The organism is Nocardia sp. NPDC046763, from assembly GCF_040645495.1.
Classification (GTDB): Bacteria; Actinomycetota; Actinomycetes; order Mycobacteriales; family Mycobacteriaceae; genus Nocardia.
The window spans coordinates 16,198-35,210 of sequence record NZ_JBEYYI010000030.1 but is presented as its reverse complement, the minus strand read 5'-3'; the positions used below and the strand labels follow the sequence as shown (position 1 = coordinate 35,210).

The following is a 19,013-nucleotide window of genomic DNA, read 5'->3' as shown; positions in this document are numbered from 1 at the left end:
CTGGCAATTGGTCACTCGACCACCGCCCCGGGGTCCGCGCTCTCCCGCCCCTCGTGCACGCCCCAGCCCTGCTCGCACGCCAGCAACCTCCCGGTTGCGGCAGCAGAATGGCACATGGCATCCGGTGGAGACCGCTTCGGCAAATCGTCTCCACCGGATGCCACGCGGCAACGGGCGCTGCTCGTGCGGCCTCAGCCCGCGGCGGCCGCCGTCGTGGCAGTGACCGCATCGGCGATCCAGGGAACGACCGCCGCCCGCACATCGATCCGCCGGGGCAGCAAGCCGTTGGCCGTCAGCAGGTCCGCCGCGCGCTGTTGCTCATCGAGGAACTCCGCAGTCACCGGACCGACCGGTAGGTGGTGGTCTCGCGGGCCAGGGCGGCGGCCACCGCCCACGGGTCCTCGGTGATGGGGAACGACGGCAGCAGGCCACCGAGGAACCCGGCCGATTCCGAGGCGCGGGCCCCGGCCGCGGCCGGGTCGAGGTAGCTGTAGCCGTCGAGCTCGCCCGCGCGCACGGCCGGGGCGATATTGCCGGGACAGTAGCCGCCGGCGTGGCCGCGGTTGTAGCGGCGCGGGGTGCGCAGTGAGGCGTGATCGCCCTCCATGCCGATGCGCCAATAGATGTCGATGGTCATGCGGTGGCCTCCTTCACCGTGCGGCCGGTCGGGTCGGCGAGGAACAGCAGGTGTTCCGCGGCGCGGTAGACCTCCTCGAGGTGCGGGTGCCCGGACAGCACCACGGTGTCGACGCCGGCCGTCGCGTACGCCCGCAATCGCCGCGCCACCTGCTCGTAGCTGCCGACCAAAGCCGATGGCCTGCGGATATCCCAGCCGGGTGAAGCCCGCCAAGCGCCCGTCGCCGAGGTCCAGCGCCGCCGCACCCGGCCCGTCCGGATACAGTTCGCGCCATTGCCTTTCGACCCTGGCCCACGCCTCGGTCTCGGTCTCGCGCCCGATGACGGGCACCTCGATGCCCGCCCGCACGGTGCGCCCGGCCGCGGCGGACAGCGCCCCGCCTACAACGACGAGGAACTCGACCCCGGCTTCCGCACGCTGGCCGTCCCCATCCAGACGCCCGGCGCGCCCTGCCGGTTCACGCTGGGGCTGCGCGGAACGACCGCGCTCATGATTCCCGAACGGCTCCCGTTCCTGGTCGATCTGGCCAAGATCACCGCCGCCGACATCGCCGCTCGTTTCGCCGCCGCCGCCGACTGACCCGGATGCGCCGATCCATCTGGCAATCAATGGATTTCATTCGAATTCGGATTGGTGGGCGGCGGGCGCGGCTGACACGATGGGCGGCATGCGTGAACAGCGGCTCGGCAATGGTGTGACGGTGTCGGCGATCGGGCTGGGGTGTATGGGGTTCTCCCAGGGGTACGGGGCGGCCGACGACGGCGAGTCGACCGCGGCCATCCGGGACGCGATGGACGCGGGCGTCACCGTGTTCGATACGGCGATGAGCTATGGGCGCGGGCACAACGAGCGGCTGGTCGGACGGGCGCTGGCGGGGACGAAAGCCCTGGTGGCCACCAAGTTCGGGATCGTGCGGACCGAGACCGGCGTGGGACTCGACGGCAAGCCCGAGCATGTGCGCGGGTACTGCGAGGAATCGCTGCAGCGGCTCGGGCGCGAGGTGATCGACCTGTACTACCTGCACCGGATCGACCCGGAGGTGCCGGTGGCCGAGACCGTCGGAGCCATGGCGGAATTGGTGAAGGCCGGAAAGGTGCGGCACCTGGGCATCTCGGAGGCCACCCCGCAGCAACTGCGGGAGGCGGTGGCGGAGCACCCGATCGCAGCGGTGCAGTTCGAGTGGTCGATGCTGTGGCGCGCGCCCGAACGCGATATCGTCCCGGTGGCACGCGAACTCGGGGTCGGGATCGTGCCCTACAGCCCACTGGGTCGCGGATTGCTCACTGCCACACTGGATTCGGCCACGGTCGCCGACAGCGACTTCCGGCGCAATGACCCGCGCTTCCAGGGCGAGCATCTCGACGAGAATCTCGCGCAGGTGGCGGCGCTGCGGGACCTGGCCGCGCGCCTGGGCATCTCGGCCGGGCAACTGGCGCTGGCCTGGCTGCTGGCGCAGGGGCCGGACATCATGCCGATTCCCGGCAGCCGCCGCTCGGCGCGCATTCTGGAGAACGCCGCGGCCGCCGCGGTCGAGCTCAGCGCCGAGGACCTCGCCGAGCTCGACAAGCTGGTCCCGCCCGAAGGCTGGTCGGGCGACCGCACCTCCTTCGCGGTCCCCTCGACGACGCGCCACCCCTAGTCGGTCCCGGCCGGCCGGTACAGCAGGGTCATCAGGCTCGAACCGGCCAGGCCGCCGACGATCTGGGCCGCGGCGAACGCGGGCACCGAGGCCGGGGCGATGCCCGTGAAGGAGTCCGAGAGCATGCGGCCCATGGTGAGTGCGGGGTTGGCGAAGGAACCCGAACTGGTGAACCAGATGGCCGAGCCGAGGTACGCGGCCAGGGCCGCGGCGCTCGCACCGCGGCCCTGGCGGGCGGCGGCGAAGCCCACGGCGATCAGCCCGGCGGCGGCGAGGATTTCGCCGAGCAGGTGGCCGCCGGTGACACGATGGTGGGTCGCGATCTGGAGTGGAGTGCGATCGAACATGGCGTTGGCCAGCAAGGCACCGACGATCGCGCCCGCGCACTGCGCGGACACGTAGGCTCCCAGTTCCCGGGTGCCGAGCCCGGTGCGCTGCCGCCGCCCGCCGAGCCAATCCGCCAGTGACATCACGGGATTGAAGTGGGCGCCCGAAATCGGGCCGAACGCCAGGATCAGCACGGCCAGGCCGAAGGCGCTCGCGGTGGAGTTCTCCAGCAGCTGCAGTCCGAGATCTCCGGGCGAGAGCTGTTCGGCCGCGATCCCGGAGCCGATCACGACCGCCGCCAGCGCCGCGGTTCCGGCGAACTCGGCTGCCGAGCGCCGCGCCAGCGACAGTCCGGCCTCGGCGGGCGCGGTGTCGGAGGGATCGATCAGCGGACGTTCATGGTTCGGCACCCGGACACGGTGGCAGACCAGCGTTGGCGCAGGACCGCGTCGCCGCAAGATATTTCGTATATCAGGCGCGGCCGGGTTCGGCGATCAATCGACCCCGCCGCCGCCGACCTCGGGCAGACCCTCGGTGACGCGCAGGCGATCGGCCATGGAGGTCAGCAGGTTCTGGGACTCCTCGCTCAGATCGAAGGCCCGCGTGGACAGTTTGCGCAGGCCGTGGAACTGCAGCCGGGCGATCAGGTCGGAGTCCAGGTCGGCAGCGGTGGTGTAGGCGTCGTCGGCGAAATAGGCCGACCGGACCCGGAAGAAGCGGGCCAGCGCGGCAATCGTCTCGCGGGAGGGGTCGGTCCGCACGCCCGAGCGCAGCTGGCTCAGATAGGGCTTGGAGATGGGGTGGCCCCACGCGGTCAGCTGGGCGGCCACCTCGGAGTTGGTGTGTGGGCGCTCGCCCGGGGCGGGCACGACCTCGAAGAGCCTGTTGAGCCGGTCCGCGAATCCGGACGCGGGCGCGGGGACGGTGGTCGGGGTGGCCTGCAGTTCGGCGACGCGGTGCGGGATGCGGGCGTAGAGCCGTTGCAGCGCGGGCTCGTTCAGCGAGGACCGCTCGAGCAGCTCGGCGATGCGGGCCACCGGGTCCGGCGCGCGGTCGGGGCTCATTCGGCCGCCTCCTTGCCGTCGAGGCCGGTCATCCAGCCGTGGTCGCCTTTCAGTCGGGCCCAGCGCTGTTCGACCGCCTTCACGGACGGGAAGTCGAACAGATGCTGGACTTCGCGGCCGGTCAGGCCCATGGCCTTGCCCCACACCAGCCCACGGTCGCGGTCGCCGAGCTCGGCCAGGCGGCTGCGGAACGCCAGCCGGTCCACCACCGAACCGGCTACGTCCTCGGCGGAGGCCAGCACCGCCATCAGGTCCGGGCCGTCCTCGGTCACGATGGCCACCGAGGCCGCGGCCCGGAACTGGTAGAGGTCGCCCGTGCGGCGGCTGCGGCGGAAGTGCTCGACGAAGGCCAGCACACACGCGCCGATGAAGTAGCTGCCCAGGCTGAGGCCGCCGTCGGCATTCCAGCCGTCGCCGTCGCGGGCATTGCGGCGGAAGCGCTCCAGCGCGCGGGTGATGGTCTCCTGCACGAAGTCCTCGGTGAAGCGGGTCTCCACCAGCAGTCGTTCCTGCGCGGTCGGGCGAAGCGGCATGCGCTTCTGCTCGGCCACCGAGAAAATCCAGCCACTGCGTACCCACGGCCCCAGCACGGCCAATGCGTGGCGAACCAGACTGTCCGCCAGCAGTTTCCAGGCCGGCCCCTCGAATCCGGCCTTGCGGACCAGCTCGAACAGCTCGTGCTCGGCCGCGCATCTCTCGGGATCGGTCATGTCGTCGGTGTCCTCACCCAGCACCTCCTGATCGCTGACGACCACGTTATAGGCGCGGCAAACCCGCCGCCCCCCTTTCAGCTAATGACCAGTATTCGCGAGCGTGTAAATCGTTCCTTGACAGGGGTTCTCCTGTAAAGGCAGCATTTACATGTGAGTGATCCCCGACACAGAGACCCCGCCGACGAGCGCGCGGTCCTGGCAAAACTGTTGTCCACCAATGCCGAATTCGTCGCCGAGGTGCTGCGGCCCGGCGACGGCAAGCCCGCGCCGTCGGTCATGGCGGCGCTGCGCGCGGCCCGCAGCCTCGACGGCGTCGTCGACGACGTGCTGCGCTCCCTGGTCCGCCAGGCCCGCGACGAGGGCCGCACCTGGGCCGAGATCGGCGAAATCTTCGGCACCTCACGCCAAGCCGCATTCCAGCGCTTCGGCGGGCCCGCCGCGGGCATCCAGATCCCGCCGGTCCCGCCGGTCCCGCACATGCCCGAGGTGCCACAGCTGCCACTCATGCCGGAGCCGCCCGACTGGGCGAAAATGCCTGGCATGCCGAAGATTCCGGGCTGGCCCTTCGGCGGGCCCGGGCAACCGGGCGGTCCGGACCACCCGCAGCGCCACGGCCCCGGCCGACCGGGCTGGGGCCCGAACCCGCACGGCGACGAGCCCGCCGAGTGAGCATCCTCGCCGTGTCCACCACCGAGACCCCGTGCGCCCATGCCGGCTGGTGCGGTGCAGCAACGCCACGCTCATGCGCCGTTCCAGCCAGGCGATCGCCCATGACAACGCGGGCTGGGCGATACGACTCTTTGCGCGGCCCGCCCCAAATGCAGTTCCTCGGCGACGGCCACGAAATAGACCAGCTCCCGAGTCTCCAGCAGCAAGGTATCCGTGCAGACCAACTCGGTCCTGGTGCCTGCGGCGCTGCTGTGTTGAGCTGGCGATATGACATCAGAACACACGCCGGTCGGTCGCATTGATCACCGGCGCCAATCGCGGTATCGGCTACGAAATCGCCGCTGGACTGGGACATCTCGGCGCGGCGGTGCTGGTCGGTGCTCGTGATTCGGAACAGGGCGAACGAGCCGCTGCCCGGTTGCGTGGCGACGGCATCCACGCCCACGCGATCCGGCTGGATGTCACTACAGCTGACGACCCCACCGCCGCGGCCAAGTGGATCGCTACGCGACACGGGCGCCTGGACGTCTTGGTGAACAACGCCGGCATCGCTGGCCCTCGCCACAATCAGCAGCCCGGCTCAGTCGAACTCGACACACTCCGAGCGGTGTTCGCCACCAACGTTTTCGGCGTTGTGGCCGTCACCGAAGCAATGTTGCCGCTTTTGCGACGTTCACGCCGCGGCCGCATCGTCAACGTCAGCTCCGGCCTCGGCTCGATCAGCCGCATGTCCGACCCGGAGGACTACTTCACCGGCCTGCCCGCGAATGTCGCCTACTCTCCGTCCAAATCTGCTCTCAACCACATCACCGTCCAATACGCCAAACACCTTGATGGCGAGGGCATCAAGGTCAACGCCGCAGATCCCGGTCCCTGCGCGACCGACTTCACCAAGGATCTTCCCGGCGTGACCCGCACCGCCGCCGACGGCGCCCGCATTGCGATCCGCCTGGCGACTCTCGACGACGACGGGCCCACCGGCGGATACTTCAACGACGCCGGCCGGGTTTCCTGGTGAGCAGCGACGAGCCCGGTGCCCGGCAACAGCACAGGTCGCCTTGCGTTGCAGGATGCGGTCGTCCTTGCCGAGCAGCCGGTCCGGTAGCGCTCCCGGTCGCCCGGCGATGATCGCGATCAATGCGGCCAGCGTGGCGTCTTCCCGCTCGCCGTGCTCCTGGATGTCGACACAGGCTTCGGCGCACGGCCTCGTATTCCTTCAGCGCCGCGGCCAGAGCGTGCTGTCGACAGCTTGCCGACCAGCGCGGACGCGGTGGCGTGCCCGAACTCGACCGATCCAGCCAGCCGTAGTAGGTCGTCGTAGTGCTCGGCGATCAGGGCCGGATTCAGCTCGGTGCGCCAGCTTCCCGCTATCTCGACGTCGTGCCCGGACCGGACTGTTCGGCCGAACCCCGGGTTGTGTGGGCGCGCGTCGGCAATAATGCCGGACGCCTGCCCGATTCGCTGCCTGCCGAATGAGGAGACCGTGCGTACGCACGCCCGCCGCCATGCCGTCGCCGCCCTGGCCGTGGCCGCCACCGCTGTGCTCGCGACCGGCACCCCGGCCGGTGCCGCGCCCGCCCCGTCGGACCTGCCCGCACTGGGCTCCGGCTTCCACTGGGGTGTGGCCGCGGCGGGGTTCCAGAACGAAGGCCATGCGCCCGACAGCAATTGGCGCCGGTACGTGGACACCCACCCGGATTACGACCGCTACGGCGACAGCGTCGACTTCTACGACCGGTATGCCGCCGATATCGCGCTGGCCGCGAATCTGGGCGTCGACACCTACCGGCTCAGCATCGAATGGGCGCGGGTGCAACCGCGGCCGGGGGTGTGGGACGAGGACGGATTCGCCTTCTACGACAAGGTGATCGCGGCCATCCGGGCCGCCGGAATGCGGCCGATGATCACCCTCGACCACTGGGTGTATCCGGGGTGGGAAGCCGATCGCGGCGGATGGGCGAATCCGGGCATGGTCGAGGACTGGCTGGCGACCATGCGTACGGTGGTCGACCGCTACGCCGGCGACGATCCGATGTGGGTCACCATCAACGAGCCCTTCGCCTACATCATGAACGAGGTCCGCAACGGGGGGCTGCCCGCCGCCGACGTGCCGGCCATGCAGGCGCGACTCGCGCAGGCGCACAACAGCATCTACGACTACATCCACACCCGCCAGGCCGACGCCATGGTGACCAGCAATGTCGCCTACGTGCCCGCCGCGGATCCGATCGTCAACGGCGCCATGCTCGATGCGATCGCGGCCAAGCTGGATTTCGTCGGCATCGACTACTACGGCCTGTCCCCCGGCACGGCCGCCGAGTACGCCAACTTCGCCTCGTCGGCGCTGTGGAAGCTGCCGCTGCAAGCCGATGGCCTGTACTACACGCTGCGCCACTTCGCCCGCCGGTTCCCCGGCAAGCCGCTCTACATCGTGGAGAACGGCATGCCCACCGAGAACGGCGCGCCCCGCGCCGACGGCTACGCCCGCGCCGACGACCTGCGCGACACCGTCTACTGGTTGCAGCGCGCCAGGGCCGACGGCATGAACGTCATCGGCTACAACTACTGGAGTCTCACCGACAACTACGAGTGGGGTTCCTACACACCGCGTTTCGGCCTCTACACCGTCGACGTGCGCACCGATCCGAGCCTGACCCGCCGCCCCACCGACGCCGTGGATACCTACCGCGCCATCACCCACGACGGCGGCGTGCCCGCCGGCTACCTGCCGACGCGCTCGCCCGCGACCTGCTCGCTGGTGGACGCCCTCGACAGCTGCGCCGACCCGGTCGCCCTGCCCCGCTGACTCCGTGACACGCTCGAGCGCCGGCTGGTTGCACCGGACTGTTACTCCCCCCCGTGGAACTGCTTGGGCCACAGGCCGGTACGACTCGAACGGTAGGCGTGTACCGACACCGCGGATCGCGCGCAGGCGGGTAAAGTGGCTGGTGACGGCCCCGCACGGCTTTTCCGGACCGGAAAACCGGACGCCGACCGGGGGGCGGGGAGACCGGTCGCGCACCGCGACACGCCCACCGCTGCCCCGAAATTCAGTTAACCAGCAGCTACGCTCCGATTCGGGACATTCCTACCACCCGTCCCGGAGGAGGAGCCCCGATGCGCAGACGACTGCACCGCCTCGTCCTGGCCTCGCTCGCGGCCGCTGCGATGCTGCTCCCGGTGGCGAGCGTCGCCCACGCCACCCCGGCCACCCCGGCGCCCGCGGCCGGCGCGCGCGGCAGCCTGGGCCCGGACTTCCTGTGGGGCGTGGCCGCGTCGGGATTCCAGTCCGAGGGGCATGCGCCCGACAGCAACTGGATGCACTACATCGACGCCAATCCCGGCTGGGACCGCTACCGCGACTCCATCGACTTCCGCTCCCGCTACCCCAGCGACATCGCCCTGGCCGCGAGCCTCGGGTCGAAGGTGTTCCGCATCGGCATCGAATGGGCACGGCTGCAGCCCGAGCCCGGGGTCTGGGACGAGGACGGGTTCGCCTTCTACGACCGGCTCGTCGACGACATCGTGGCCAATGGCATGGAACCCATGCTGACACTGGACCATTGGGTGTATCCGGGCTGGGAGGCCGAGCGCGGCGGCTGGCGCAATCCGGGCATGGTGGACGACTGGCTGGCCAATGCCCACAAGGTGGTCGACCGCTACACCTCGCGAAATCCGGTGTGGGTCACGGTGAACGAGCCGGTCGCCTACATCATGCACGAGGTGCGCCAGAACGACACCGACGCCGACCAGATGCTCGACGAGGTCGCCCAGGTACACAACCAGATCTACGACTACATCCACCAGGTGCAGCCCAAGGCGCTGGTCACCAGCAATGTCGGGTATGTGGCCGGTTCGGAGTCGCAGGTCAACGGCCCGCTCATGGACCGCATCGGCGGCAAACTCGACTTCATCGGCGTGGACTACTACTTCGGCCTCGAGCCGCCCAGGTCCAATGCCGTCAACCTGCCCGACGGTTCGGGCGCGCCGCCGGCCGGGATGTGGGAGCTGCCCATCCGGCCCGAGGGCATCTACTATGCGCTGCAACACTATTCGCAGAAGTTCCCGGGCAAGCCGCTGTGGGTGGTGGAGAACGGGATGCCCACCGAGAACGGCAAGCCCCGCGCCGACGGTTACACCCGCTCGGATCACCTGCGCGACACCGTCTACTGGCTGCAGCGCGCCAGGGCCGACGGCATGAACCTCGTCGGCTACAACTACTGGAGTCTCACCGACAACTACGAGTGGGGTTCCTACACACCGCGTTTCGGCCTCTACACCGTCGACGTGCTCACCGATCCGAGCCTGACCCGCAAACCCACCGACGCCGTGGACACCTACCGCCAGATCATCACCGTCGGCGGCGTGCCCTCCCGTTACGAGCCGGTGCGCTTCCCCTCGGACTGCCACCTGGTGGATCCGCCCGCCAGCTGCGATTCTCCCGTCACCGTCCCCAGCGCGGCCCCGGTCCCCGCGCCCTGATCCGGCCGCCGCGGCGGGGTTCAGCGGCGAGGTTCACGCACCGCGCGTTCGATCTCCTCCACCAGGGTGACCCCGCCGACCTCACGGGCCGCGGCCCGGAACCGGTCGCGGAAGCGGTCGAGATCCAGGTCCACGCCCTCGCCGCTGTACTCCGCGCCCGAGGCCTCGCGGATGACGCGGATCATCTCGTCGGCCAGGGTCGCGAGATGGGTGCGGATCAGCTTGCGCAGTACGCCCGACAGGGCGATGTCGGTGCCCACGTCGTAGAGGATGAGCGCCCCGGTGAGCATGGCCGGTTCGGGCACCCGCCAGCGCTCGCCTATGCGCTCCAGGTAGCCCGCGGCGAGCAGGTCGTCGAGGATCTCGGGGCGGCGATCGCCGAGCAACTCGGTCAGGGCCTCGTCGTCGAGGATCGTGCGGGTGTCGGCCTCGGCGCTGTAGCGCGGATCGAAGACCTCACGCCAGTCGCCGTCTGCGGGTACCTCGGCCTCGAACACCTCGCGGATCGCGTCCAGGCGCAGCCCGCGCGCCTGCATGGCGGTGATGGCGCGCAGCCGTTCGAGGTGTTCGGAACCGTAGACGGCTTCCTTACCGGCCCGGCCGGGCCGGGGTAGCACGCCGACCGAGTGGTAGTAGCGGATGGTGCGGGCGGCGACACCGCTGAGTTCGGCGAGTTGCAGACGGCTGTATCGATCCACCCGAACAGCATAGATACCGCTACCAGTTGACGTTGACAGTTACAACTGTCCACATTAGCGTAACCGCCGCCACACTGTCGACGACGACAAGGGAGATTCCATGACCCAACGCGACACCGATTTCGACGTGCTCATCGTCGGGTCAGGATTCGGCGGCAGTGTGAGCGCACTGCGCCTGACCGAGAAGGGCTACACCGTCGGTGTACTCGAGGCCGGTCGGCGTTTCGCCGACGACCAGGTCCCCGACACCAGCTGGGACCTGCGCAAGTTCCTGTGGGCGCCGAAGCTGGGCTGCTTCGGGATTCAGCGCATCCACCCGCTGCGCGATGTCCTCATCCTCGCGGGCGCGGGCGTGGGCGGCGGCTCACTGAACTACGCCAACACCCTCTATGTGCCCCCGGCCCCGTTCTTCCAGGACCCGCAGTGGCGCGAGATCACCGACTGGCACGACGAACTCATGCCCTACTACGACCAGGCCCGCAAGATGCTCGGCGTGGTCACCAACCCGCACATGACCCCCGCCGACGAGGTGTTCAAGCAGATCGCCGAGGACATGGGCGTCGGCGACACCTTCGTGCAGACCCCGGTCGGAGTGTTCTTCGGCGAGGCGGGCAAGACCGTGCCCGACCCGTTCTTCGGCGGCGCGGGCCCGGACCGCACCGGCTGCATCGAATGCGGCGAGTGCATGACCGGCTGCCGCCACAACGCCAAGAACACCCTGGTCAAGAACTACCTGTACCTGGCGGAAAAGGGTGGCGCGCAGGTGTTCCCGATGACCACGGTCACCACCGTGCGCCCGCTGCCCGACGGCACCTGGGACGTGGAGACCGAGCGCACCGGCGCCTGGCTGCGCAAACAGCCCAAGACCTACACCGCCAAGCACGTGGTGCTGGCCGCCGGCACCCGCGGCACCCAGCAGCTGCTGTTCGCCATGCGCGACAAGGGGGTGCTGCCGCAGCTCTCGCCGCGGCTGGGCGTGCTGACCCGCACCAACTCCGAGTCCATCGTGGGCGCGGCCACCCGCAAGGTGAACCCGGATGTGGACTTCACCCGCGGCGTGGCCATCACCTCCTCCATCCACCCCACCCCCGACACCCACATCGAGCCGGTCCGCTACGGCAAGGGCTCCAACTCGATGGGCCTGCTGCAGACGCTCATGGTCGACGGCGGCGGCAAGATCCCGCGCTGGCTGCGGTTCCTGTGGACGGTGCTGCTGCACCCGCTGACGCTGCTGCAGTTCCTGTCGGTGCGCAACTGGAGCGAGCGCACCATCATCTCGCTGGTCATGCAGCATCTGGACAACTCCATCACCACCTATACCAAGCGCGGCCTGTTCGGGCGCAAGCTGACCTCCAAACAGGGCCACGGCGAACCGAATCCGACCTGGATCCCGGTCGGCAACCAGGTCACCCGCGCGGTCGCGGACAAGATCGGCGGTGTCGCGGGCGGTTCCTGGGGTGAGGTGTTCAATATCCCGCTGACCGCCCACTTCCTGGGCGGCGCGGCGATCGGCGCGGACGCCGACCACGGTGTCATCGACCCCTACCACCGCGTCTACGGCTATCCGACCCTGAGCGTGGTCGACGGCGCGGCGGTCTCGGCGAACCTGGGCGTGAACCCGTCGCTGACCATCACCGCACAGGCCGAGCGCGCGGCCGCACTGTGGCCCAACAAGGGCGAGGCCGACACCCGCCCGTCGCAGGCGGCGGGCTACGCCCGTATTGCACCCGTTGCACCGGTGCAGCCGATGGTCCCGGCGAGCGCCCCGGCGGCGCTGGTGCTGCCGATCGTCGAGATCCGCAGCGGCGGGACCGAATCCACCCCCGCCTGATCCAACGTCGGCTACAGCGCAGGCCCGTCGATCGATTCCGATCGGCGGGCCTGTGACGTGGCGCTGGTCAGCGCCGTGTCACAGCGCTGGTCAGCGCCGTGACGTCGCGTGGGTCAGCGGGCGTGGATGTGGGCGAATCCCATCGGGGAGGTGGGCGGCGGGACGTCGCCGACGGGGGCGCGGAATTCCTGCAGCGCGGCAAGCACATCCACGTGGCGGGCGGCGTAGCAGCGCACCTGTGGCAGGGCGTGGGCGACCTCGCTGCGCTCGAGCGGTTCGGCGTCGATGTAGCCGACCTGGTCCAGGCCCACGCCCAGGGTTTCGGCGATGCGGGTGATGGCCGCGGACTTGCGGCCCCAGCCGACCTCGACGGCGGCGAAGCGCTCGGCCACGCCGTGGCGGCGCAATTGCTCTACCGTCCAGGCCCATTCGCCGCGGGAGGCGACGGCGTGCATGACGCCGCGCTCGTTGAGGATGCGCAGCGAGCGCGCGGCCTCGGCGCGCAGCGCGCCGGCGGTGGAGTCGCAGACCACCCCGTCCCACAGGGTGTTGTCGCACTCCCACACAAGCAATTTCACAGTCGCGGCGTTCATTGTTCCCCTGCCAGTCAGCAACCATCCGGTACCAAGGGTGCCGGACGGTCCCCTCTTTCACGAACCGCCCTGCGCGTGACATCGTAGGTGCTGTCTGGGCCAATGCACCAGCGCAGGCGTACTCGGAACGCTGAAGTTCCTAGCTACCCGCGAGTACGGTATGCGCGTAATCGCCGCTGGTAGCGTCGGATCCAGGCAGGACCGATCGGAAGGAAGGGGCGAATGCCCATGCGGCGGCGCTGGAAACTCGCGGGTGGCTCGCCCGTGCTCGCGCTGACACTGGTACTGACCGGTTGCGGGGCGGCCGAGGATTCGCCGCCGGTGGTGGTGAGTTCGCTGACGCTGGCGCCGCACCCCTCGACGGTCGCCGGCTCCCCGCCCTCCGCGTCGTCCCCGGCCACCGGCGCACCCCAGCCCACCGGTTCGTCCGCGCCGATCACGAGTACGTCGCCGACCACACCGGGGGTGCCGACGGTGGATCCGTTCCCGGATCAGGCGCTCATCGACCACACCGAATGGACCGACGACTCCGACGGCCGCCGGTTGCGGGTCTATCCGACGCAGGCCGGGCGCGCCGACACCTTCCCCGCCGCGCTGGGGCGGGCCTGGCAGGAGGTGCTCACCTCCGCGCCCGACGCCGACACCCCCGGCATGTACGACCAGTTCCGCTGCCACTGGGAGTGGGCGCGGGTGGTCGCACCGGACAAGACCAGCTGGAATCTCGAACCGTGGCGGCCCGCGGTGGGTTACGACGCGACCGTGGCGGCCCTGTGCAATCCGGGCGGACCCGACCGCTGAGCGGTCGTTCGATGCGGTCACGAAGCCGCACCGACGAAAGCTGTTGCCCGCGAGAACCTTCGAGCGCACCGCAAATGTGCGTATCGTTGGTGGCGTCCAGCGCAAACTCCTGGGAGGGAGGGTTCCGGTGCGCGCCTCCGCATCCCCGACCTCTACGCCCACGCCGCCCGCCGCCGCCCGGGAACCGGCGCGCCGGCCGCTGCGCCGGCTCTTCCCCGCGCTGACCGAAACCTCCGACGTCTACCTCGATTCGGCGTCCACCACCCAGAAGCCGCTGCCGGTGATCCGCGCGGTGCACCGCTATCACAGTGAGCGCACCGCCAATGCCGGACGCGGCACCTATCCGTGGGCGAGCAGCCTGACCCACCGCATCGAGGCGGTGCGCGAGCGGATGGCCGAATTCATCGGGGCCGCACCGGATGAGGTGGTGTTCACCGGCGGGTCCACGGCCGGTCTCAATGCGGTGGCGCTGTCGTGGGGGCTGACGACGCTGCGCGACGGCGACGAGATCCTCTACAGCCCACGCGATCACGCCTCGAACGTGTATCCGTGGCATCACCTGCGGCGGTTGCTGGGCGGGTTCGGGCGCACGATCCGGCTGGTGCCCTACCGGGTCACCGAGCTGGGCGAGGCCGATGTCGAGGATGTGGCCGCGCGGATCACCCCGCGCACCCGGCTGATCACCGTGGGGCATCTGCATCACGTGTTCGGGGCGCTGACCACCCTCGAGGAGTTGCGCGGGCGCATCGATCCGGCGATCGCACTGTGTTTCGACTGCAGCCAGTCCGGCGGGCATCTGCCGGTGCGGGTGGCGGAGCTGGACGCGGATTTCGCGGTGTTCTCCGCGCACAAGATGTTCGGGGCGCCCGGGACCGGTGTGCTGTACTGCCGCCGCCGACGCCATGGTGAACTGGCACCGTTCCTGCCGGGCGGCAATTCGGCGGTGTCGCTGGGTGATTCGGGGCTGCTGGCCGGCTCCATGCCGCAGTTGCTGGAGGGCGGCACCCACAATATCCCCGGCATTCTCGCGCTCGGCGCGGCCCTCGAGGTGCTCGACGACCTGGGCCTGGACGCCGTCGCGGCCCACAATCGGGCGCTGACACAGCGGCTGATCGCGGGCCTGCGCCCGATACCGGGCGTGGAGTTCTTGCCGGGTCCGGCGCACGCGCCGTGCGAAACCGGCTACGGGATCGCGTCTTTCACCCTGGAGGGGATCAGCGCCACCGATCTCGGGTTCGTGCTCAGCGAGCTCGGGTTCCTGGTGCGCACCGGCGCGCACTGTGTGCCCGCCGACGATGTGCCGATGGACGAGGACTCGGTGCGGGTCAGTACCCACGTCTACAACACCGTCGACGAGATCGACCGGTTCACCGAGTGTGTCGCCACGATCGCCGAGGAGGTCTCTTGACCATGTCCGGCCCCGAACCCCGCTACGACCGGCGTGCCGCCTCCCGGGTGCTGGCCGCGCTGGCCCGGCCCGGCCTGGGCGCGCCCCCGGTGCTGCCGCCGCCGCGGCGCGTCGAATACACGTGCGCGGCACTGCAATCGGAACCGGGCTCGCATCTGACGCTGTCGCAGCGGCTGTACCTGGAACGGTTCATGCGCCCGTGCCGCGCCGACCAGGTGACCAGCGCGACCCATCGCATCGCCTGGACCGACAGCGACGGCATCCCCAATACCGGGCACTACCGCGTGGGCGGTCTGGGCCCGATCGTGCCCATCGCCATGCGCGAGACGGTGCTGACGCTGTGGCATGCGCTGCAGGCCGATACCGCACTGACCCGGCGCATGTCGGAGCTGACGCCGCGTAACGAGGCGGTGCTCGAGGGCACCACCACCGATCACGAGCCGTCCGAGATCTTCCGGGTGGGTATCGAGGCGGCGGGGCGGGCGCTGGCCCAGCACGCGCTGCTGGCGCGGTGGACGCCGTATCGGACGCCGGCCGAATTCGCGGCCGGCATGCGGGATTCGGGGATCTACGGGGCGGTGGCGACGCGCTGGTATTGGGAGCTGCAGGCCTCGAGCTACCGGCGCGGCATGATCGCGGGGACGTTGACCACCCAACCCGATGGGACCGTACGGTATTCGGCGGAGACGGTGGCGACGCTGCGCGCGATGAAGGACATGACCATCCGGGACGCGCACCGGGTCATGCGCCGCGCCACCCACACCGAGGGTTTGAGCGTGGCCGCGGCCATCGCCAGATACCACGACGAGCTGGATCTGATCTCGCGCCAGTACGCGCTGCTGCCGCCCGGGACGCGCCCGGCGTGCCTGGCGGCCATGCCGCATCAGCTCGACGGGGAGCACTACAGCATCCTGCCGGTGGTCATCGACACGTTCACCGACGTGTTCACCCGCATCGTGGATCGGGTCACCGTCGCCGAGGTGGCGGCCGACACCGGCTCGGACACCGCGGAACTCGCCGCCGAGGACCGGGTGTTCTATGTGCCCGACATGACCTGCAAGCACTGCATCCGCACCATCACCGGGGTGCTGGAGTCGATGAGCGTGGGCGTGCAGGACATCGACTTGAGCAGCAAGCGGGTGGTCGCGGAGTTCCGCAGCCCCCGCAACCGCCATCGCGTGTTCGAGGCCTTGCGCGACAGCGGCTACAACCCGACCGCGGTCACACCCGCACCCACCGAATCCGCCGTATGACGGCTACCGCACCGCCGGGACTGCCGGCGAAGATGCATGCGCTGGTGCGGGAGTTCGTGGCCGCGCCGGACGCGGTGGCCGACGCGGTGGCCGAGTTCGGGTCGCCCGCACATCTGGTGTTTCCGCAGGTGTTCGCCGAGAACCTGGAGCGGTTGCGGGCAGAGCTGGCGGACCGGGTGCCGGGGTTCCGGATCTGCTACGCGCACAAGGTGAATCAGTCGCGGGCGTTCGTGGAGGCGGCGCGGGCGGCGGGCGCCGGGATCGACGTGGCCTCTGCGGCCGAGCTCGACAGTGCGCTGAAGGCGGGGTTCGAGCCGGAGCGGATCGAGGTGACCGGGCCCAAGGGCGAGGGGTTCGTGCGGGAGCTGGTGGGTAGTGGGGTGACGATCAACGTGGACAATGCGTGGGAGCTGGAACGCATTGCGGCGCTGACGCCGACGCGGGTTCCGGTGCTGGTGCGGGTGTGCGGGTTCGCGGGGACACCGATCAGCCGGTTCGGGGTGCCGCTGCATCGCATCGATGCCGTGCTGGCGCTGCTGGCGGCGCAGCGGGAGCGGATCGAGTTCCGCGGGTTCGCCTTTCACCTGGATTCGGGGGAACCGGCCGAGCGGGTGCGGGCGGTGGAGAGTTGCCTGGCGTTGACCGAACGCGCCTACGGATACGGGCTGGCGCCGTCGGTGCTCGATATCGGTGGCGGGTTCCGGCAGGTGTTCACCGCGGACGCGGATGCGTTCGATGCGTATGTGCACGCGCTGCGGGAATCGCTGGTGGGGCGCGGGGAGCCGATGACCTGGGGCGGCAACACCTTCGGGTTCCATCTCGAGGACGGCGCGGTACACGGGACACCGGTTTTTCACAAATACGCCAACATTGTGAGTGCCGACCGGATGCTGGCAGACCTGCTGGATACGGGGTTGGAATCCCAGGGGGGCCGCACTTTTGCACAGCTGGCTGGGGAGAACTCGATCGAGATCTGGCTGGAGCCGGGCAAGGCGCTGGTCGACCACGCCGGAATCACGGTGGCGCGGGTGGAATTCGTGAAGGAGACCGCGGACGGCAGCACGCTGGTGAATCTGGATCTGAGCCGCGATACCGTCACCCCGGCCGATCAGGAGGTGATGGTGGACCCGATCCTGGTGCCCGCCCGCGATTCGGCCGACGCGAATTCCGGTGCGGTGGGGGTGTTCCTGGCCGGGCGGTTGTGCCTGGAGCGGGATCTGATCACCAATCACAAGGTGTGGCTGCCGCGGCTGCCCGCTCCCGGGGACTTCGTCGTCTTCCCCAATACCGCTGCCTACCACATGGATTTGTCGGCAGCGCGTGCATCCATGCATCCGGTGCCGCCGAAACTGGCCGTGGTGCAGCGGTCCGGGACGTTTTCGGTGGGCCGCGACGTCGACTGGCACGAGGTGCACTGATGCTCTACGACCACATCACCGAGCTGATCGGCAATACCCCACTGCTGCGTCTGGATCCGGCCGTGCATGGGCTCGCGCACGTGGAGCTGTACGCGAAGCTGGAGTTCTACAACCCGTTCGGGTCGGTGAAGGACCGAGTGGCGTGGGGCATGATCCGCGACGACCTGCATGACATCGTCGCGCAGAAGAAGACCCTGATCGAGGCCTCGAGCGGCAATACCGCCAAGGCGCTGCGCATTCTGGCGGCCATGCACGGGATCGGGTTGCGGGCGGTGACCAACCGGATCAAGGTCGCCGAGGTGCGGGAGCTGTTGCAGCTGCTGGGCACCGACATCGAGGAGCTGCCCGGATTGTCGGAGTGCCCGGATCCGACCGCGCCCAACGACGTGTACTCGATCATCGAATCGACCATGGCGCGCACGCCCGGGGGCTGGTATCACCCATCGCAGTACACCAGCGAGAAGAACATCGAGGCCCACCATCACGGGACCGGGCGGGAGATCCACGAGGATCTGGCGCGCGACGGCATCACCCGGGTCGACTATCTCGTCGGCGGGCTGGGCACCACCGGGTCGACGCGCGGCACGGCGACATTTCTGCGCAAACACAATCCGGAGCTGAAGACCATCGCGGTGGTGTCCGAGCGTTCCGATTTCATTCCCGGTATCCGCTCGGAGACCGAGATGTGGGATGTCGGCCTGTTCCAGCCCGATTTCTACGACCGCATCATGGCGATCGAGGCCGGCCGCGCGGTCGACGCGACGCTCGAACTGGCCACGGCACACGGTGTGCTCGCCGGACCCACCAGCGGTGCGGCCTATGCCGCGGCCCTGGAGTTCCTCGCGACCCTGGAACTGCCCGCCGCCCGGGCCGATCCGCTCGTCGCGGTCGTCATCGTCTGCGACCGCCTGGAACCGTACCTGACCTACATCCGCAAACGTCGCCCGGAGCTGTTCGGCAAACCCGGGCGCGCGCCCGCCCCGACCGCGGACGAATTGTCGGCCACCCCGGCCCTGTCCCCCGATGAGCTCGAGCAGCTCGACCGCACCGCCCGCCCGACCATCGTCGATACCCGGGGCGCCATGGCCTACCGGATCGCGCACGTGCCGGGCGCAATGAACATCCGCGACGATCACCTCGACGACATGCTCACCCAGGGCGTCCCGTTCTCGCGTTCGCGCCCCGTGGTTTTCGTCTGCCCGGTCGGTGAGGTGTCGCTGCGCTTCGCGGCCGTGGCCCGCCGCGCCGGGTACGACGCGCGCAGCCTCGCGGGCGGCATCACCGCGTGGCGGGATGCGGGCAAACCCATGGAATCCGCGCCGCGTCCCGAATGAGTTACGGGGCAACCGATTCTCGGGCGGCCCCGAATGGTGCGGGCGTGCGCCGTAGTCGCGGGCCGAGGGCGACCAGGACGGCGATGACGCGGGCATCGACCGCGAGTTGCCCGGCCCGGTCGCCCACTCGGGCGCAGCCGCCAATGGCC

At 69.6% G+C, this 19,013-nt stretch carries 20 protein-coding genes and 2 pseudogenes; 13 read left to right on the top strand and 9 right to left on the bottom strand.

The window, feature by feature from the left end:
* Window positions 1-191 precede the first annotated feature (191 nt).
* From ABZ909_RS35285 to ABZ909_RS35275, 3 genes and pseudogenes are all read right to left on the bottom strand, one after another.
* Window positions 192-350 (bottom strand): annotated as a pseudogene (locus ABZ909_RS35285) (ABC transporter substrate-binding protein); the annotation flags it as partial.
* A pseudogene (locus tag ABZ909_RS35280) lies at window positions 350-637 on the bottom strand (alkanesulfonate monooxygenase); the annotation flags it as partial. The pseudogenes ABZ909_RS35280 and ABZ909_RS35285, both read right to left, overlap by 1 nt.
* Window positions 634-807, bottom strand: a complete 174-nt coding sequence (locus ABZ909_RS35275; protein ID WP_357008686.1) for a hypothetical protein — start codon at window positions 805-807, stop codon at window positions 634-636. The gene ABZ909_RS35275 and the pseudogene ABZ909_RS35280, both read right to left, overlap by 4 nt.
* Window positions 808-910: 103 nt before the next feature.
* Here ABZ909_RS35275 and ABZ909_RS35270 point away from each other — a divergent pair, with 103 nt between their 5' ends.
* Window positions 911-1,216 carry a hypothetical protein gene (locus tag ABZ909_RS35270; RefSeq protein WP_357008683.1) on the top strand — a complete coding sequence of 102 codons (306 nt, stop codon included), beginning with the start codon at window positions 911-913 and terminating at the stop codon, window positions 1,214-1,216.
* Between the two features lie 88 nt (window positions 1,217-1,304).
* Complete coding sequence (locus ABZ909_RS35265) at window positions 1,305-2,276, top strand: aldo/keto reductase (RefSeq protein ID WP_357008680.1); 972 nt, start codon at window positions 1,305-1,307, stop codon at window positions 2,274-2,276.
* Here the strand turns inward: ABZ909_RS35265 and ABZ909_RS35260 are convergent.
* From ABZ909_RS35260 to ABZ909_RS35250, 3 genes are all read right to left on the bottom strand, one after another.
* On the bottom strand, window positions 2,273-3,013 hold the full coding sequence (locus ABZ909_RS35260; protein WP_357008677.1) for an aquaporin: 741 nt from the start codon (window positions 3,011-3,013) through the stop codon (window positions 2,273-2,275). The genes ABZ909_RS35265 and ABZ909_RS35260 overlap by 4 nt on opposite strands.
* A gap of 84 nt (window positions 3,014-3,097) precedes the next feature.
* A complete protein-coding gene (locus ABZ909_RS35255) occupies window positions 3,098-3,547 on the bottom strand; it encodes a helix-turn-helix transcriptional regulator (RefSeq protein WP_357008945.1) in 450 nt (149 codons plus the stop codon).
* A gap of 116 nt (window positions 3,548-3,663) precedes the next feature.
* Window positions 3,664-4,422: a hypothetical protein gene (locus tag ABZ909_RS35250; protein ID WP_357008675.1), complete on the bottom strand. Its 759-nt coding sequence runs from the start codon at window positions 4,420-4,422 to the stop codon at window positions 3,664-3,666.
* A gap of 108 nt (window positions 4,423-4,530) precedes the next feature.
* Here ABZ909_RS35250 and ABZ909_RS35245 point away from each other — a divergent pair, with 108 nt between their 5' ends.
* Together ABZ909_RS35245 and ABZ909_RS35240 are read left to right on the top strand one after the other, a co-directional pair.
* Window positions 4,531-5,049: a hypothetical protein gene (locus ABZ909_RS35245; RefSeq protein ID WP_357008672.1), complete on the top strand. Its 519-nt coding sequence runs from the start codon at window positions 4,531-4,533 to the stop codon at window positions 5,047-5,049.
* Window positions 5,050-5,347: 298 nt separating this feature from the next.
* Window positions 5,348-6,067, top strand: coding sequence for an SDR family NAD(P)-dependent oxidoreductase (locus ABZ909_RS35240; RefSeq protein WP_357008670.1), 720 nt, complete (start codon window positions 5,348-5,350; stop codon window positions 6,065-6,067).
* A 116-nt stretch (window positions 6,068-6,183) separates the two neighbouring features.
* Here ABZ909_RS35240 and ABZ909_RS35235 read toward each other — a convergent pair whose 3' ends face one another.
* Entirely contained in the window at window positions 6,184-6,351 is a 168-nt protein-coding gene (locus ABZ909_RS35235) for a hypothetical protein (protein ID WP_357008942.1), read from the bottom strand.
* Window positions 6,352-6,369: 18 nt separating this feature from the next.
* Between ABZ909_RS35235 and ABZ909_RS35230 the strand changes: the two genes are divergently transcribed.
* The 3 genes from ABZ909_RS35230 (at window position 6,370) to ABZ909_RS35220 (ending at window position 9,531) form a co-directional block, all read left to right on the top strand.
* Window positions 6,370-6,525 (top strand): hypothetical protein, encoded by a 156-nt coding sequence (locus ABZ909_RS35230; protein WP_357008954.1) that lies wholly within the window; start codon window positions 6,370-6,372, stop codon window positions 6,523-6,525.
* A 7-nt stretch (window positions 6,526-6,532) separates the two neighbouring features.
* A complete protein-coding gene (locus ABZ909_RS35225) occupies window positions 6,533-7,855 on the top strand; it encodes a family 1 glycosylhydrolase (RefSeq protein ID WP_357008667.1) in 1,323 nt (440 codons plus the stop codon).
* Between the two features lie 311 nt (window positions 7,856-8,166).
* The gene (locus tag ABZ909_RS35220; RefSeq protein ID WP_357008664.1) at window positions 8,167-9,531 is read left to right on the top strand and encodes a family 1 glycosylhydrolase; all 1,365 of its coding nucleotides are present in this window, start codon (window positions 8,167-8,169) and stop codon (window positions 9,529-9,531) included.
* Between the two features lie 20 nt (window positions 9,532-9,551).
* Here the strand turns inward: ABZ909_RS35220 and ABZ909_RS35215 are convergent, their stop codons facing one another.
* Complete coding sequence (locus ABZ909_RS35215; RefSeq protein WP_357008662.1) at window positions 9,552-10,229, bottom strand: MerR family transcriptional regulator; 678 nt, start codon at window positions 10,227-10,229, stop codon at window positions 9,552-9,554.
* A 100-nt stretch (window positions 10,230-10,329) separates the two neighbouring features.
* On the opposite strand from ABZ909_RS35215, the gene ABZ909_RS35210 reads away from it, so the two are divergent.
* A complete protein-coding gene (locus ABZ909_RS35210; RefSeq protein WP_357008659.1) occupies window positions 10,330-12,060 on the top strand; it encodes a GMC family oxidoreductase in 1,731 nt (576 codons plus the stop codon).
* Between the two features lie 113 nt (window positions 12,061-12,173).
* On the opposite strand, the gene ABZ909_RS35205 is transcribed toward ABZ909_RS35210, so the two are convergent.
* Window positions 12,174-12,638 carry a hypothetical protein gene (locus tag ABZ909_RS35205; RefSeq protein ID WP_357008657.1) on the bottom strand — a complete coding sequence of 155 codons (465 nt, stop codon included), beginning with the start codon at window positions 12,636-12,638 and terminating at the stop codon, window positions 12,174-12,176.
* Window positions 12,639-12,875: 237 nt separating this feature from the next.
* Between ABZ909_RS35205 and ABZ909_RS35200 the strand changes: the two genes are divergently transcribed.
* The 5 genes from ABZ909_RS35200 (at window position 12,876) to ABZ909_RS35180 (ending at window position 18,864) form a co-directional block, all read left to right on the top strand.
* Window positions 12,876-13,451, top strand: coding sequence for a DUF2599 domain-containing protein (locus ABZ909_RS35200; RefSeq protein WP_357008654.1), 576 nt, complete (start codon window positions 12,876-12,878; stop codon window positions 13,449-13,451).
* 127 nt (window positions 13,452-13,578) lie between these two features.
* Complete coding sequence (locus ABZ909_RS35195; protein ID WP_357008651.1) at window positions 13,579-14,859, top strand: aminotransferase class V-fold PLP-dependent enzyme; 1,281 nt, start codon at window positions 13,579-13,581, stop codon at window positions 14,857-14,859.
* A gap of 2 nt (window positions 14,860-14,861) precedes the next feature.
* Window positions 14,862-16,112, top strand: a complete 1,251-nt coding sequence (locus tag ABZ909_RS35190) for a heavy-metal-associated domain-containing protein (RefSeq protein WP_357008939.1) — start codon at window positions 14,862-14,864, stop codon at window positions 16,110-16,112.
* Entirely contained in the window at window positions 16,109-17,530 is a 1,422-nt protein-coding gene (locus ABZ909_RS35185) for a decarboxylase (protein WP_357008648.1), read from the top strand. Before ABZ909_RS35190 ends, ABZ909_RS35185 begins: the two co-directional genes overlap by 4 nt.
* Window positions 17,530-18,864, top strand: coding sequence for a pyridoxal-phosphate dependent enzyme (locus ABZ909_RS35180; protein WP_357008646.1), 1,335 nt, complete (start codon window positions 17,530-17,532; stop codon window positions 18,862-18,864). The genes ABZ909_RS35185 and ABZ909_RS35180 overlap by 1 nt, the downstream gene beginning before the upstream one ends.
* The last annotated feature ends 149 nt before the right edge of the window (window positions 18,865-19,013 follow it).

What these genes read in the sequence shown, in the direction of transcription:
- ABZ909_RS35265 (WP_357008680.1), top strand. Translation starts at nt 1,305, where the DNA reads ATGCGTGAACAGCGGCTCGGCAATGGTGTGACGGTGTCGGCGATCGGG.
- ABZ909_RS35220 (WP_357008664.1), top strand. Translation starts at nt 8,167, where the DNA reads ATGCGCAGACGACTGCACCGCCTCGTCCTGGCCTCGCTCGCGGCCGCT.
- ABZ909_RS35210 (WP_357008659.1), top strand. Translation starts at nt 10,330, where the DNA reads ATGACCCAACGCGACACCGATTTCGACGTGCTCATCGTCGGGTCAGGA.
- ABZ909_RS35200 (WP_357008654.1), top strand. Translation starts at nt 12,876, where the DNA reads ATGCCCATGCGGCGGCGCTGGAAACTCGCGGGTGGCTCGCCCGTGCTC.
- ABZ909_RS35190 (WP_357008939.1), top strand. Translation starts at nt 14,862, where the DNA reads ATGTCCGGCCCCGAACCCCGCTACGACCGGCGTGCCGCCTCCCGGGTG.
- ABZ909_RS35185 (WP_357008648.1), top strand. Translation starts at nt 16,109, where the DNA reads ATGACGGCTACCGCACCGCCGGGACTGCCGGCGAAGATGCATGCGCTG.
- ABZ909_RS35180 (WP_357008646.1), top strand. Translation starts at nt 17,530, where the DNA reads ATGCTCTACGACCACATCACCGAGCTGATCGGCAATACCCCACTGCTG.